General features: G+C 59.9%; 16 protein-coding genes and 1 tRNA gene. 10 read left to right on the forward strand and 7 right to left on the reverse strand.

Going from position 1 to position 13,236, the window contains the following annotated elements:
* The first annotated feature begins 19 nt into the window (after nt 1–19).
* Nucleotides 20–727 (forward strand): SIMPL domain-containing protein, encoded by a 708-nt coding sequence (locus BM160_RS07365; RefSeq protein WP_092002843.1) that lies wholly within the window; start codon nt 20–22, stop codon nt 725–727.
* Between the two features lie 63 nt (nt 728–790).
* Here BM160_RS07365 and BM160_RS07370 read toward each other — a convergent pair whose 3' ends face one another.
* Complete coding sequence (locus BM160_RS07370; protein ID WP_092002846.1) at nt 791–1,243, reverse strand: multidrug/biocide efflux PACE transporter; 453 nt, start codon at nt 1,241–1,243, stop codon at nt 791–793.
* Between the two features lie 105 nt (nt 1,244–1,348).
* On the opposite strand from BM160_RS07370, the gene BM160_RS07375 reads away from it, so the two are divergent.
* Nucleotides 1,349–2,233 carry a LysR family transcriptional regulator gene (locus BM160_RS07375; RefSeq protein WP_092002850.1) on the forward strand — a complete coding sequence of 295 codons (885 nt, stop codon included), beginning with the start codon at nt 1,349–1,351 and terminating at the stop codon, nt 2,231–2,233.
* Between the two features lie 114 nt (nt 2,234–2,347).
* Here the strand turns inward: BM160_RS07375 and BM160_RS07380 are convergent, their stop codons facing one another.
* On the reverse strand, nt 2,348–2,941 hold the full coding sequence (locus tag BM160_RS07380; protein ID WP_092002853.1) for an outer membrane beta-barrel protein: 594 nt from the start codon (nt 2,939–2,941) through the stop codon (nt 2,348–2,350).
* Between the two features lie 189 nt (nt 2,942–3,130).
* On the opposite strand from BM160_RS07380, the gene BM160_RS07385 reads away from it, so the two are divergent.
* From BM160_RS07385 to BM160_RS07395, 3 genes are all read left to right on the forward strand, one after another.
* Nucleotides 3,131–3,979, forward strand: coding sequence for an N-formylglutamate amidohydrolase (locus BM160_RS07385; protein WP_092002856.1), 849 nt, complete (start codon nt 3,131–3,133; stop codon nt 3,977–3,979).
* An 85-nt stretch (nt 3,980–4,064) separates the two neighbouring features.
* The gene (locus BM160_RS07390) at nt 4,065–5,111 is read left to right on the forward strand and encodes a histone deacetylase family protein (protein WP_092002859.1); all 1,047 of its coding nucleotides are present in this window, start codon (nt 4,065–4,067) and stop codon (nt 5,109–5,111) included.
* Nucleotides 5,112–6,206 (forward strand): NAD(P)/FAD-dependent oxidoreductase, encoded by a 1,095-nt coding sequence (locus BM160_RS07395; RefSeq protein ID WP_092002862.1) that lies wholly within the window; start codon nt 5,112–5,114, stop codon nt 6,204–6,206. It begins immediately after the preceding gene.
* Between the two features lie 9 nt (nt 6,207–6,215).
* On the opposite strand, the gene BM160_RS07400 is transcribed toward BM160_RS07395, so the two are convergent.
* Nucleotides 6,216–6,998: a 3-hydroxybutyrate dehydrogenase gene (locus tag BM160_RS07400; protein WP_092002865.1), complete on the reverse strand. Its 783-nt coding sequence runs from the start codon at nt 6,996–6,998 to the stop codon at nt 6,216–6,218.
* 114 nt (nt 6,999–7,112) lie between these two features.
* Here BM160_RS07400 and BM160_RS07405 point away from each other — a divergent pair, with 114 nt between their 5' ends.
* The 5 genes from BM160_RS07405 (at nt 7,113) to phaR (ending at nt 11,804) form a co-directional block, all read left to right on the forward strand.
* Entirely contained in the window at nt 7,113–8,033 is a 921-nt protein-coding gene (locus tag BM160_RS07405; RefSeq protein WP_092003198.1) for an alpha/beta fold hydrolase, read from the forward strand.
* Nucleotides 8,034–8,060: 27 nt separating this feature from the next.
* The gene (locus BM160_RS07410; protein ID WP_092002868.1) at nt 8,061–10,322 is read left to right on the forward strand and encodes a RelA/SpoT family protein; all 2,262 of its coding nucleotides are present in this window, start codon (nt 8,061–8,063) and stop codon (nt 10,320–10,322) included.
* An 89-nt stretch (nt 10,323–10,411) separates the two neighbouring features.
* Nucleotides 10,412–10,488, forward strand: a tRNA-Val gene (locus tag BM160_RS07415).
* A gap of 86 nt (nt 10,489–10,574) precedes the next feature.
* A complete protein-coding gene (locus tag BM160_RS07420; RefSeq protein WP_255368718.1) occupies nt 10,575–10,994 on the forward strand; it encodes a hypothetical protein in 420 nt (139 codons plus the stop codon).
* Nucleotides 10,995–11,303: 309 nt separating this feature from the next.
* On the forward strand, nt 11,304–11,804 hold the full coding sequence (phaR, locus tag BM160_RS07425) for a polyhydroxyalkanoate synthesis repressor PhaR (protein WP_092002875.1): 501 nt from the start codon (nt 11,304–11,306) through the stop codon (nt 11,802–11,804).
* 253 nt (nt 11,805–12,057) lie between these two features.
* On the opposite strand, the gene BM160_RS07430 is transcribed toward phaR, so the two are convergent.
* Genes BM160_RS07430 through BM160_RS07445 form a run of 4 tightly spaced genes read right to left on the reverse strand, consistent with a single transcriptional unit; the run spans nt 12,058 to nt 13,235 of the window.
* Complete coding sequence (locus BM160_RS07430; RefSeq protein WP_092002879.1) at nt 12,058–12,306, reverse strand: hypothetical protein; 249 nt, start codon at nt 12,304–12,306, stop codon at nt 12,058–12,060.
* Complete coding sequence (locus BM160_RS07435) at nt 12,303–12,617, reverse strand: hypothetical protein (RefSeq protein WP_092002881.1); 315 nt, start codon at nt 12,615–12,617, stop codon at nt 12,303–12,305. Before BM160_RS07435 ends, BM160_RS07430 begins: the two co-directional genes overlap by 4 nt.
* Complete coding sequence (locus BM160_RS07440) at nt 12,614–12,793, reverse strand: hypothetical protein (RefSeq protein WP_092002884.1); 180 nt, start codon at nt 12,791–12,793, stop codon at nt 12,614–12,616. The genes BM160_RS07435 and BM160_RS07440 overlap by 4 nt, the downstream gene beginning before the upstream one ends.
* Complete coding sequence (locus BM160_RS07445) at nt 12,786–13,235, reverse strand: hypothetical protein (RefSeq protein WP_092002887.1); 450 nt, start codon at nt 13,233–13,235, stop codon at nt 12,786–12,788. Before BM160_RS07445 ends, BM160_RS07440 begins: the two co-directional genes overlap by 8 nt.
* Between the last annotated feature and the right edge of the window lies 1 nt (nt 13,236).

Genomic DNA, 13,236 nt, shown 5'->3' on the forward strand with positions numbered 1-13,236 from the left:
CCCGAAAGGTGAATTTTTCATGCGTACTATAAAATTGATAGCTGCCTGCGTCCTTGCTACTTGCGCTACAGGCGTATTTTCTCAAACTATTGAAAACGCCAAGCTGCAAAACGTGGCCCAGCTCTCGGCCAGCGGCTCGGTCGAAGTGCAGCAGGATTTGCTGTCGATTTCAATGAACACCAGCCGCGACGGCAGCGATGCGAGCGTGGTGCAGGCCCAGCTCAAGCAGGCGCTCGATAGCGCGCTGGCGCAGGCCAAGCAGGCGGCCAGCCCGGGCCAGATGGAGGTGCGAACCGGCAATTTCAGCCTGTATCCGCGCTATGGCAAGGACGGCAAGATCAATGGTTGGCAGGGCTCCACCGAACTGGTGCTGGAAGGCAAGGATTTTTCTCGTATCACCAGCACGGCCGGCAAGATTCAGTCCCTCACGCTGGCCAATGTCAGCTTTGCCCTGAGCCGTGAACAGCGCGCCAAAGTGGAGGGCGAAGCCCAAACCCTGGCGATTGCGAGTTTCAAGCTCAAAGCGGGCGAGATCGCCAAAAGCTTTGGCTTTGCCGACTACAGCCTGCGCCAGGTCAGCATCAACGCCAACGACCAGAGTTATGGCCCGCGTCCCCGCATGATGGCCATGAGTGCCAAGGCTGACATGGCGGAGTCACCGATTCCCGTGGAGGCAGGCAAGAGCACGGTCGTGGTGAATGTGAGCGGCTCGGTGCAGATGAAGTAAGGCTTGCCGCACTAAGAGCAGGGCATGGAGCGCGGGGTCCATGCCCTGTTCTTTTTCAGGCCTTCAAGCGTCGGCCAGACGTTTTTTGCCGGCCCGGCGAGCGACCACTGCGGCGCGAATATGATCGTAGCTCCAGTTGAAGACAAAGGTGTAGGGCATGAAAAACAGCGCAATGCCGATGTCCAGCCAAAAAGCTTCCCACAGGCCAATGCCCAGCCACCAGGCGGCCAGAGGAACAATGGCCAGCAGCAGGCCGATTTCAAACAGCACGGCGTGCACGGCGCGGGCCACCATCGTGCGCTGAAAGCCCATTCTGAGCTGAGCGCGGTCGAACAGCGCGTTGAACAGCATGTTCCAGCCCATGGCGACCAGGGAAATCATCACCGTCAGCATGCCGATTTGGGCCAGTGACTGGTTGAGCAGCCAGACGCCCAGGGGGGTACAAATGGCAATCGCCAGTACCTCGAAGCAGAGGGCATGGAAAAAACGTTCTTTGGCTGATTTCTGGAGACTCATGGTGAGGTGCCTGATGGAAATTTGGAAATTGAGTCTATTTTCATCGTTTATTTGTATAGATTAAAATCAATAACCATCTAAAAAATCGATAGATTGAGGCGAATCATGCGTCATTCCCCGGAAGCCCTGACCGCTTTTGCCGAAGCCGCCACCCTGGGCTCGTTTTCTGCGGCGGCCCGAAAACTGGGCAAAAGCCAGTCCACCATCAGCAGCGCCATTGCCAATCTGGAGATCGATCTCGGGCTGAGCCTGTTCGATCGCAGCAGTCGCAAGCCCAGGCTGACCGAGCAGGGCCGGGTGGTGCTGGGCAAGGTGCAGGAAATACTCGCCGCCAGCGACCGGCTCGACCGCGTGGCCAGCCAATTAGGCGGCGACCTGGAGGCCAAGCTCAGCGTGGTCTGGTCGGATACCTACCAGTCTGACCGCTTCGAGGAAATACTCATTGCCTTTGAGCAGCGCTTTCCCGACCTGGAGTTCGAGTGCCTGATTGCCGAACACCTCGATCTGGTTTCGCTGGTGCAAACCGGACGCGCCCATATTGGTGTGGTGGCCGCCCAAAGCATTTATCCCCCCGATGTCGGTTCGGCCACGATCGCCGAGCAGTCGGAAATCACGCTGTTCGTGGCCAAGAACCATCCCTTGGCCGGTCTGCAAGACATCACGCCCGAGTTGCTCGCGCATTACCGCGAATTGCGGTTGGACACTTATCTGGAGCGGGTGGGTCAGGCCATGCCGGCGTCGCGCCGCGCCTGGTCGGCGCCTAGTTATCTGATGCTGCTGGAGATGGCGGTGCTGGGCTTTGGCTGGGCCGCGATTCCGCGCTGGATGGTGACGCGCTTTGCCGCCGACAGCCTGCATGAGTTGCAGGCGCGCGGCTGGCCGCGACGCGTTCCGGTGGATGCCGTCTGGTCTCGGCAAAAGCCTTTGGGTCGTGCCGGTACCTGGCTGCTGGAGGAGATGCTGGCGCCGCCAAGTAAGCCAGAAATTTAAGAAAAATCGGGCTCTGGCGCAACAGGGACGGGCGCTGGTAGCTATGGATCTTGTAGCGGTTTGGGCGTTGGTGCTGAGCCATCGTGCCGTGCGCTTCTTGGGCGCTGCTGCTATTTAGAAGCGGTAGCGCAGGCCTACGGTAGTGGAGCTAACTCGGTCGCGGCCAGTACCGGAGAATTTCAGCTTGTGTTCATCCCACTGCAGCACAGCCGACCAACTGGGGGCAAAGGCATACTCGGCCCCTATGCCGTAAGACAGACCAAAGCCGTTTTCGCTGCCCGAGGCAATGCCCGAGGCAGGATCTGCGGACACGTTGCTATGGCCATAAGTGGTGCCCAGTTTGCCCAGCAGATTGACCGATGAGCCGAGCGGCACTTTGCCGACCAGGCTCAGGTTGAAGCCTTCAGCCTTGGTGGTGCCGCCGGCGCGATTGATGCGGCCGAAATCGGTATAGCCCAATTCCAGGCCCATGTAGTTGTTGAAATAGCCGCCACCGTAAATGTTGTAGCTGGTGTGTTTACTGTCGTTAAGAAAGGCCGCGGCACCGCTGCTCAAGGAGTAGTCAGACTTGCCGACGTTAAACCCAAAGTAGGTAGAGCCGGGCGCATACCAAGCGGAGCCACTGCTTTGGGCTCGTGCAGCCCCAGCAAGCGTCAGCGCAACGATTACCACGGCGGAACCTGAAGCAATTCGGGTCAACGGTTTCATGGTGTCTCCTTTGATCTGCACAGTGATATGACTTCGTTTTACATCATGTCGAGGCTGAATTCAAGCTGGTTGCGGCCCTCATGGGGCTGATATGAAATGACATGTAAGGATGGTTTATTTCGGTGTCTGATCTGGCCAGGTCGCGCCCGCCGGCCTGCGCAGGGCGCCGACCCGGTCACAATGAAAGCCATGACCTCACTCGTTCGCTATTTACCGGGCGCAAGCCCGCTGGTGCTGGATTCGCCGCATAGCGGCACTCACTATCCGGCCGATTTTTTATATGCCTGCGACTTGTCGGTGTTGCGGCATGCCGAAGACACGCATGTTGAAAAACTCTATGACTTTGCACCGGCATTGGGTGCGCACTGGATCGAAGCCTATTTCCCGCGTAGCTATCTTGACGCCAACCGCAACACCACCGAGATCGACGTCTCGCTGCTTGACGCGCCCTGGCCAGACGCCATAGCCACCGATCCCAAGGTACTTTCCAAGGTGCGTCTGGGCAAGGGGCTGATCTGGCGCACCACTGATGAGGGCGTGCCTATCTATGGCCGCAAGCTGGCGGTGGCCGAGGTGCAGGCGCGCATCAAGCAATGCTGGGAGCCTTATCACGCCGCCGTGGCGCAGGCCATTGATGCGGCCTACCTTCAGCATGGCTACAGCCTGCACATCAACTGTCACTCCATGCCGGCTTTTGCGTCCAGCCATGCCACCGACTTTCCGGGCGAGGAGCATGCGGATTTTGTCGTTGGTGATCGTGACGGCAGCACCGCCAACCCGGCCTTGTCACGTCTGGTGTGCCAGCACCTGGAGGGGCTGGGCTACCGGGTGGCCTACAACCACCCCTACAAGGGCGTGGAGCTGGTGCGCCGCTATAGCAAGCCGACTGAGCAGCGGCAGAGCATCCAGCTGGAAATCAATCGCAAGCTTTACATGAACGAAGAAACGCTGGCGATGACGCCGAATTTCAAGTCGCTCCAGGCCAGCTTGCGCTCGCTCATCGAACTATTGCTAAAAACCGATACGCGCAGGCTTTGAAGTTTGAGTTTTGTGTTGTCAGGCCGCAGGCATGCGGGACAATCGGCGCTGTTTTACGCTTACCAGCCTGCGCTGATTGCCCAATATGATTACTTTTTTCAACGACAGCCACCAGGCGCACGCCCCTGAATTCGAGTTTTTCCGGGGCGAGCGCGTGCCTTGTTTTGAGACCCCGGCACGCGCCGAATACGTCAAGGCCAGCCTGAGCGCGCGCGGCCATAGCCTGCGCCAGGCGCATATTGACAGCCGCGACATCCTGGCCAAGGTGCACACGCCGCGCTACCTGAGCTTTCTGGAGAATGCCTGGCGCGACTGGAGCGCATTGGAGGCCGGCAATGCGCAGCGCCAGCCTTTCCCCTCGGTCTGGCCGGTGCGCAGCCTGCGCAGTGATATTGAACCCGTCAATTTCATCGCCCGGCTCGGCCTGTATTCCATGGACAACGGTTCCCCGCTGGCCGCGGGCACCTGGCAGGCGGCCAAGGCCGGCGCCGACGCCGCCGCCAGCGCCGCGGCCTTGCTGGCCGGAGGTCAGGGCGCTGAGCGGGCGGCGTTTTGCTGCAGCCGCCCGCCTGGCCACCATGCCGGCGCTGACTTTATGGGGGGTTACTGCTTTTTGAACAACGCCGCCGTGGCGGCCCAGGCCTTGCGCGATGGCGGCGCGGCGCGGGTCGCCATTCTGGACGTGGACTACCACCACGGCAACGGCACGCAAAGCATTTTTTATGAGCGCTCCGATGTGCTGTTTGTCAGCTTGCACGGCGATCCGCAGACCGAATACCCGTTTTACCTGGGTCATGCCGATGAAACCGGGGCAGGTGCGGGCGCCGGCTTCAACCTGAATTTGCCGCTGCCGGCTGGCTGCTCCACGGCGCGCTGGTTCGAGGCGCTGGAGCAGGCTTGCTTGCGCATCAGCAGCTTTGGTAGCGACGCGCTGGTGATTTCTCTGGGCCTGGACACCTTCGCCGAAGATCCGATTTCAAAATTCTCCCTGCAGCCCGATGACTTCAGCCGCCTGGGTCAACGCCTGGGCGCGCTCGGCCTGCCGACGGTGTTTGTGCTGGAGGGCGGCTACGCGGCTGCGGCCCTGGGCAGCAACGCGGTCAATGTGATTGACGGTTTCGAGGGGGTTTGAATGGAGCAGGTCGATTGCGTGGTGATAGGCGCCGGCGTGGTGGGGCTGGCGGTGGCGCGGGCTTTGGCCTTGCAGGGCCGGGAGGTGATGGTGCTGGAGGCGGCCGATGCCATAGGCACGGGCACCAGCTCGCGCAACAGCGAGGTGATTCACGCCGGCATTTACTACCCGCAGGGCTCGCTCAAGGCCAGGCTTTGTGTGGCGGGCAAGCAGCAGCTCTACGCCTACTGTGCCGAGCGCGGCATTGGCCATAGCCGCTGCGGCAAACTGATCGTGGCCAACAGCGAGGCGCAACTGGCGCAGTTGCAAGCCATGCTTGCCAAGGCGGCCGCCAATGGCGTGCATGACCTGGTCTGGCTCACGCGTGAGCAGGCCAGGGCGCTGGAGCCGCAGCTGGAATGCGTGGCGGCGCTGCATTCACCGAGCACCGGCATTGTGGACAGCCATGCCCTGATGCTGGCGCTGCAGGGCGATTTGGAGGCCGCTGGCGGACTTGTGGTGCTAAATTCGCCTCTAGCCCATGCCAGGCGCGCGCAAGGCGCTATTGTTTTGGTAGCTGCTGATGGCACGGAGCTGCAGGCCAGGAGCGTGGTCAATGCCGCAGGCCTGCAGGCGCCAGCGCTGGCGCGGCGCTTTGCGGGACTGGCGGCGGAATGGGTGCCGCCCAGCTACTACGCCAAAGGCAGTTACTTCACCCTGTCGGGGCGCTCACCGTTTTCGCGGCTGATTTACCCGGTGCCCGAGGCCGCCGGCCTGGGCGTTCACCTCACCATCGATTTGGCCGGGCAGGCCAAGTTTGGCCCCGATGTGCAGTGGGTCGATTCGTCCGATGACCTGGTGGTCGATGCGGCGCGGGGCGACGCCTTTTATGCCGAGGTTCGCAAGTACTGGCCGGCACTGCAGGACGGCGCGCTGGCCCCGGCTTATGCCGGCATACGCCCCAAGCTACAGGCGCCTGATGAGCCGGCCAGGGATTTTCTGATTCAGGGTCCGGCCCAGCACGGTGTGGCCGGGCTGGTCAATCTTTTTGGGATTGAATCGCCTGGCCTGACCAGTTCACTGGCCATAGGCGAGCACGTCGGCCGGCTGCTGTAAAAAAGCAACCTATTGCGCGGCCCAGCCGCCGTCCATGTTCCAGGCCACGCCGCGCACATTGTTGCCAGCCGGCGAGCAGAGAAATACCGCCAGTGCGCCCAGTTCTTCAGGGGTGGTGAACTGCAGCGAGGGCTCTTTTTCACCCAGCAGTTGTTGCGTGGCCGCGGCGTTGGAGATGCCGCCGGCAGCTGCTTTGGCATCGACCTGTTTTTGCACCAGTGGCGTCAGCACCCAGCCCGGGCAGATCGCGTTGCAGGTCACGCCGGAGGTTGCGTTTTCCAGCGCGGTAACTTTGGTCAGGCCAACAATGCCGTGCTTGGCGGCCACATAGGCCGATTTTTCGGCCGAACCGACCAGGCCATGCACCGACGCCACGTTGATGATGCGGCCCCAACCCTTGCCCTTATCGGCGGCCTGCATGGCGGGCAAGGCCAGGCGGGTGGCATGAAAGGCGCTGCTCAGGTTGATGGCGATGATGGCGTCCCATTTCTCGGTTGGAAAGTGCTCGATGCGGGCCACATGCTGGATGCCGGCGTTGTTGACCAGAATGTCGACCCGCTCAAACTGGGCGGCGGCATAGCGCATCATGTCTTCGATGTCGGCGGGCTTGCTCATGTCGGCGCCGTGGTAGGCGACCCTGGCGCCCAGCGCCTCAAGCTCGGCCTTGGCGCCGTCCACATCGCCAAAGCCGTTCAGAACGATGTTGGCGCCTTGCACGGCCAGGGCTTTGGCAATGCCCAGGCCGATACCACTGGTTGAGCCGGTTACGAGGGCTGTTTTACCTTTGAGCATGAAGTTTCTCCGAATGATTTACGATGCCATCAGCGCACTGCGGACAGTGCGCTCCAGAAAATTCCTAAACAATTATCAAGCCTTATCAGGTCTTTTATGTCGACTGCCAGCACCATGAGCCAACCCAGCCTGAACTACGTGAGCTGCCCCGACGCCGCTGGCGGCCACCGCATGGCCTATTGGCAATGGGGACAGCCTGACAGCGCCCATGTGGTGTTGTGTGTGCATGGCCTGTCGCGCCAGGGGCGTGATTTCGATGTGCTGGCGCAGGCGCTGTGCGAACTCGCGGCCCGGCAACCGGGCGGGATTCGTGTGATCTGCCCTGACGTGGCCGGCCGTGGTGAAAGCGACTGGCTGAAAGATCCCATGGGTTACCAGGTGCCGGACTATGCGGCCGACATGTTGGCTTTGTTGGCGCAGCTGCAGGCCCAGGCCCCCATTGCCAGCCTGGACTGGGTCGGTAGCAGCATGGGCGGCTTGATAGGCATGGTGCTGTGTGGACAGCCGGGCTTGCCTTTGCCTGTTACTGTGCGACGCTTGGTGCTGAACGACGTCGGACCGACCATCGAGTGGCAGGCGATTGTGCGGATTGGCGCCTATCTCGGCGAGGCCGGACATTTCAGCAATCTGAAAGAGGCCGCCGACGCCATGTGGGCGATCTCCAAAAGCTTTGGCCCCCACACGCCGGAGCAATGGTTGGCGCTGTCGCGCCCCATGCTCAAACCGGTGTCGACGGCCGCTGGCAGCCCGCTGCGGTTGCATTACGACCCGGCGATCGCCGTGCCCTTCAAGTTGGCGACCGAGGAGTCGACGCGCCAGGGCGAGGCCATGCTTTGGCAGCTTTACGACAACATCAAGGCCCGCACACTCTTGTTACGCGGCGCGCAGTCCGATTTGCTGAGCCCCGAAACGGCCCGGGCCATGACGCAGCGTGGCCCGCAGGCCAAGCTGCTTGAGTTTGCCGGCGTCGGGCATGTGCCCACGCTGATCGCGCAAGACCAGGTCGTTGCAGTGACTAGTTTTTTGCTGGACTGACGCACGCAAAAATTTGACTGAGATTTCATGAAAAGCAATATGGTCGGACCGGAAGGCCCGACAGCCTCTCAAGAGCCCAATGCCTCCATTGTGACGGCCACGGCCGACAGCCTGCCGGAGCAGCCCCATGCCCTGGCGCGCGCGCGCGCCTTTGCCGAGCCACTGATTGCCAGTGAAACCCTGGACACCGGCGAAAACATCCTGGCCCATGCAGATGCGGTGGCGGCCATCCTCAAATTGATAGGTGGCTCGCCCGCCATGCAGGCCGCCACCTATCTGGTGTATTCGTGCCAGCACCTGAATAAGCCTCAAGAGGTGATTGCCAAGGCTTTTGGCGCCAACTATGCCGCGCTGGCCATAGAAACGACCAAGCTGGTGCAGGTGCAGCGCCAGGCGCGCAGCGCTAACGCCAAGGCGCAGCTGCTGGACGGCTCGGCGGTGCAGACGGAAAACGTGCGCAAGATGCTGCTGGCGTTTTCGCGCGATTTGCGCGTGGTCATGTTGCGTCTGGCATCGCGCCTGCAGACCTTGCGTTATTACGCCACTACCCGGCAGGCCGCCCCCGCAGCCATTGCACACGAATCGCTGCATGTGTTTGCACCGCTGGCCAACCGTTTGGGCATCTGGCAGATCAAATGGGAAATGGAGGACTTGGCCTTCCGTTTTCTGGAGCCCGATACCTACAGGAACACGGCCCGCTTGCTCGATGAGAAGCGCGTGGAGCGCGAGGGTTTCATGGAAGCCTTGCGTGCGCAGCTCGAACGCGAACTCAACCAGAATGCCATTGCCGCCCTGGTGCAGGGCCGGCCCAAGCACATCTACAGCATTGTCAAGAAGATGCGCGGCAAGTCATTGGACTTCGAGCAGGTGTTTGATATACGCGCCCTGCGCGTGATTGCCGCCGATGTCAGCGGCTGTTATGCCGCGCTTAGTTTTGTGCATTCGCGCTTCACGCCGATAGAGGGCGAGTTTGACGACTACATCGCCAAGCCCAAACCGAATGGCTACCAGTCATTGCACACCGTGGTGCGCGATGAGGCGGGTCGGGCGGTCGAGGTGCAGATACGCACCCAGGCCATGCATGACCATGCCGAGCACGGCGTGGCGGCGCACTGGGCTTACAAGGAGGCAGGCACCAAGGGATATGGCGGCGTATCGGCCAGCAGTGAATACGATGCCAAGATCGCCGTGCTGCGTCAATTGCTGGCCTGGGAGCGCGATTTGTCGGGGCCGGCGGCGCAGCGGGCGCGCGATGCCAATCAGGGGCTGTTTGAGGACCGCATTTATGTGCTGACGCCGGACGCCGCGATTGTGGAACTGCCGCAGGGTGCCACGACCGTTGATTTTGCCTATAGCGTGCACACCAGCCTGGGCCACCGTTGCCGCGGCGCGCGCGTTGACGGGGTCATGGTGCCGCTCAACACGCCGCTGCAAAACGGCCAGACGGTGGAGGTCATCACCGTCAAGGAGGGCGGCCCTTCGCGTGACTGGCTCAACCCGGAGCTGGGCTTTCTGTCCAGCCACAGGGCGAAATCAAAAGTGCGGGCCTGGTTCAATGCGCTGGCCATGGAGCAAACCGTGGCCAAGGGGCGGGAGGCGGTCGAGAAGCTGCTTCAGCGCGAGGGCAAGACCGCCATGAAGCTGCACGACTTGGCGCTTCAGCTGGGTTTTAAAACCGCCGATGACTTGTTTGAAGTTGTCGGCAAGGACGAGTTGTCCCTGCGCACCATTGAAAACATGTTGCGCCCCCCCGAGCCGGTGCAGACGCCAGATGAATATCTGCTGGCAAAAAAAACACGGCAAGCCGATCGCTCCAGCCAGCGTGGCAAGGGCAACGTCCTGGTGGTCGGCATCGATTCGCTGTTGACTCAACTGGCGAGGTGCTGCAAGCCAGCGCCGCCAGACAGGATTCTCGGTTTTGTCACCAAAGGGAAGGGCGTGAGCATTCATCGCAGCGACTGCAGCAACTTTCGCAACATGGCCAGCGGGAGCCCTGATCGTGTCATCGAGGTCGAGTGGAGCTCACCCAAGGCGCCGGATGGCTCGGTCTATCCGGTCGACGTCGCGGTGGAGGCCGCTGACCGGCAAGGCTTGTTGCGTGATATTTCCGAAGTATTCACCAAGGAAAAGATGAACGTGATCGGTGTGCAGACGCAATCGGTCAAGGACAACCGTGGCGGCACGGCATGGATGACCTTCACCGTGGAAGTGGCGCAATCGGGACGGCTTAACCAAGTGTTGGGTATCGTCGCCGAAGTGCCCGGGGTGCGATCAGCCCGAAGGCGCTGATGGGCGCTGTTGATTATTTTTCGAAAATTTCATGAGCAGGCTCAGACAGGCGTTTTGCCCTGCTACAATAGCTAGATCGAACAGTCCTTAGGCGCGTAGCTCAGCTGGTTAGAGCACCACCTTGACATGGTGGGGGTCGTTGGTTCGAGTCCAATCGCGCCTACCAAATATCAAGTCCTGTCATTTGTTGATTCTCAACAAATGACAGGACTTTTTGGTTTTTGTCGACGATGTTGAGGTGAGTCTGGATCCATGCCAGCAACGCAACAACTGCTTCAGCTCATTATTGACACTGCGCAAGATTTGGGTGGATCATGTCAGCGTGCCAAGCCAAAGCTTTTGGATGATTTCGGTTTTTGCAATCCTTTGGCGGCACAACCATGGAGGGTTGTCATGAGATTTCATCTGTTTGAACAACACGCTGACGCTCATCTTCGCAAATCCCGTGAGTATCTGGAAGAAGCGAATCTGGCCCGGGTCGAGCACCAGGCAGCGGCAGAGCACCATGCCGCCCTGGCTCAAATGTATGTCGAGAGAATCGCCAGAATTGAAGCCGAAATCAATAGCGCGCTGCAGCCGCGCTCGTTGGTGACGCGACCAGCGCCCGAAGAAGATGAGCGTCCCAAGACTGAGTCTGTGGTGGTCTATCCCGCGCGTGTCTCGCGTACCTGATCGGGTCGGGACAAGCTCCTGATTTGACTGGGCTGCGATCCACTGCTGCTCTTCTGATATCCGGCCTTTTCGTGGCAGCTTGCAGTAGCTTGTTGTGATACCACTGTTTCGGACAGGGTAAACCAAGGGAGGTGCACGTCCGCATACTTCATAGAATGTAGTCAATCCTGGCGCTTTGACGCAGGCGGCCATTCAGAGGAGTTATCAGTGCAAAAAAAGAAATCCGCTAGTTCGAAATCCGGCGAACAGCCCTCATCGGGGCATTCGTCTGCGGATGCTAATCCGGGCGAAAAGGGCGGCCCGGCTGAAATGCTCCGTGTTATCAAAAAATATCCGAACCGGCGGTTGTACGACACCGAAACCTCGACCTACATCACGCTCACTGACGTCCGGCAACTGGTGATGGCTAGCGCGCAGTTTGTGGTCCGCGATGCCAAGACCAATGAAGATCTGACGCGCAGCATCTTGCTGCAGATCATTCTGGAGGAGGAAACGGGTGGCGTGCCTATGTTTACCGAGGCTGTGCTAGCCAACATCATCCGCTTTTACGGCAATGCGATGCAGGGTTTCATGGGCGCTTATCTTGAGAAAAACGTCCAGACCTTCATGGATTTGCAAGTCAGCATGGCGGAGCAATCCAAAGGCTTGACGCCTGAAATGTGGGCGCAATTCATGAATACCAAGTCGCCCATGATGCAGGGAATGATGGGAAATTATGTGGAACAGTCCAAAAATGTGTTTACGCAAATGCAGGAGCAAATGCAAAAACAAAGTGAACAGATGTTGTCGGCCTTTGGCCTGAAGCGCTAAAAAATTCTTTTTTATAGTCTCTTGGACTTGGGGTATTGAGGGCTTTTATTCGCGGTTTTGTCTGCTCTGAGACAATAGGGGCTATGAGCGATGTTTTCTCCCCGACCCCCCTTGCCCCTGCCTCCCCTGCCAAGCCTGCGCCGCGCGTAGGCTTTGTGAGTTTGGGCTGCGCGAGTGATAGTTTATATATACCGCTCTGACAGACGTAAAAAAAGCCCGCAACTAGCGGGCTTTTTGTTGACGCTGCACAGCGTCAGCCGGGGATGATGGGCTTACTCAGCACCTTCAAAAATCCTTTTCCCTGTAAGAACCCGCGATAGGCATTAACGGCCACTGCCTCGGCCTCGCGGGCTACCTGGTCGCCGCTGGCCACGACCTGGCCGTCATCCGTCACGATGGCCAGACGAGCTGGCTTGCCGTTGACTAGGACACGCAAGCCCTCGTGAGACACGGAGCTGATGACGACGCCGGCGAGCGCCCCTATAGGCTGCTGGCCGATCATGATGATTCCTTCTGCGTTGCAGTGATGCCCTGGGCGGCAGCAAGTACCTCCAGCAGTTCGCGGGCGTGTCTTTTGATGAGCATGGCGTCGGCTGGATGCGCATCGAGTGCGCGCTCGCCCCAGCGCATCAGCAGCGCGTATTCTCCACTCAAGGCGGATCTTCCCACCGGCTGCGCTGGTGCGGATGCGCGGTCAGCTTCAACATAGGCCTTCATTTGATCGGCGGTGTACCACTCCTTGCCTAGGCCGTGAATTCCTCCGATGGCCCAGCACTCGCTGACCGGCAGCGGTGGAAATTGTTTATCAGTCATTGGGAAGGCTCCTGTTCGTGGCCACAGAAAAGCCGCTGCATGTGCGCAACTGCTGCCTGGGCCTGCTGCTCTGATCGCAGTCCGCTGATGGTCATCTGCGCTTTGTAGGTTCCGTCATCTGCCTTATCCCATGCCAAAGTGGCTACAGGCTCCAGTTCGGTGTTGGTATCAGTCATTGGCCTGACTCCCCTGTGCGTTCATCTTGGCGTTGTGTTCTTGGCCGATACGGGCATTGAACTCATAGAAAGTTTCCAGTGGAAGCCTGATAAGCTCGTTTCCAAGGGCGAGGCAACCGAAGGACGTAATGCTGTAGCGGCCACCGCCGTTGTGGCGGATGACGCCAAGCTCACACAGCCGCGCCATGCGCTCCTTCGGCAAGTCCCAGCCCTCGCCATCACTAAAGACTTCATCGAGGTGCCTCAGGTCAGTCAGGTCTCCACAGTTAAGGTACTGTGCCTTCGATGTGGGGTCATCGTCTGGCGCCTCGGTTGGCTGTGCGGGAGTGGCTGCAAGGGTGTCGATCTCGGCCATGATCTCGTCGATTAACATCCCGCGTACCGCCTCCTGGACATGTGCGACGGCTCGTATTTTCTGTTTGAGGTCAGTGGTGTTGCTCATA

Source organism: Polaromonas sp. OV174, from assembly GCF_900112285.1.
Taxonomy (GTDB): domain Bacteria; phylum Pseudomonadota; class Gammaproteobacteria; order Burkholderiales; family Burkholderiaceae_C; genus Polaromonas.

Bases quoted from the DNA above. Each gene is read 5' to 3' on its own strand.
- BM160_RS07390 (WP_092002859.1), top strand. From the start codon at position 4,065: ATGATTACTTTTTTCAACGACAGCCACCAGGCGCACGCCCCTGAATTC.
- BM160_RS07410 (WP_092002868.1), top strand. From the start codon at position 8,061: ATGAAAAGCAATATGGTCGGACCGGAAGGCCCGACAGCCTCTCAAGAG.
- BM160_RS07445 (WP_092002887.1), bottom strand. From the start codon at position 13,235: ATGAGCAACACCACTGACCTCAAACAGAAAATACGAGCCGTCGCACAT.
- BM160_RS07380 (WP_092002853.1), bottom strand. From the start codon at position 2,941: ATGAAACCGTTGACCCGAATTGCTTCAGGTTCCGCCGTGGTAATCGTT.
- BM160_RS07385 (WP_092002856.1), top strand. From the start codon at position 3,131: ATGACCTCACTCGTTCGCTATTTACCGGGCGCAAGCCCGCTGGTGCTG.
- BM160_RS07420 (WP_255368718.1), top strand. From the start codon at position 10,575: ATGCCAGCAACGCAACAACTGCTTCAGCTCATTATTGACACTGCGCAA.
- BM160_RS07405 (WP_092003198.1), top strand. From the start codon at position 7,113: ATGAGCCAACCCAGCCTGAACTACGTGAGCTGCCCCGACGCCGCTGGC.
- BM160_RS07430 (WP_092002879.1), bottom strand. From the start codon at position 12,306: ATGATCGGCCAGCAGCCTATAGGGGCGCTCGCCGGCGTCGTCATCAGC.
- BM160_RS07375 (WP_092002850.1), top strand. From the start codon at position 1,349: ATGCGTCATTCCCCGGAAGCCCTGACCGCTTTTGCCGAAGCCGCCACC.
- BM160_RS07395 (WP_092002862.1), top strand. From the start codon at position 5,112: ATGGAGCAGGTCGATTGCGTGGTGATAGGCGCCGGCGTGGTGGGGCTG.
- phaR (WP_092002875.1), top strand. From the start codon at position 11,304: ATGCTCCGTGTTATCAAAAAATATCCGAACCGGCGGTTGTACGACACC.
- BM160_RS07370 (WP_092002846.1), bottom strand. From the start codon at position 1,243: ATGAGTCTCCAGAAATCAGCCAAAGAACGTTTTTTCCATGCCCTCTGC.
- BM160_RS07440 (WP_092002884.1), bottom strand. From the start codon at position 12,793: ATGACTGATACCAACACCGAACTGGAGCCTGTAGCCACTTTGGCATGG.
- BM160_RS07365 (WP_092002843.1), top strand. From the start codon at position 20: ATGCGTACTATAAAATTGATAGCTGCCTGCGTCCTTGCTACTTGCGCT.
- BM160_RS07435 (WP_092002881.1), bottom strand. From the start codon at position 12,617: ATGACTGATAAACAATTTCCACCGCTGCCGGTCAGCGAGTGCTGGGCC.
- BM160_RS07400 (WP_092002865.1), bottom strand. From the start codon at position 6,998: ATGCTCAAAGGTAAAACAGCCCTCGTAACCGGCTCAACCAGTGGTATC.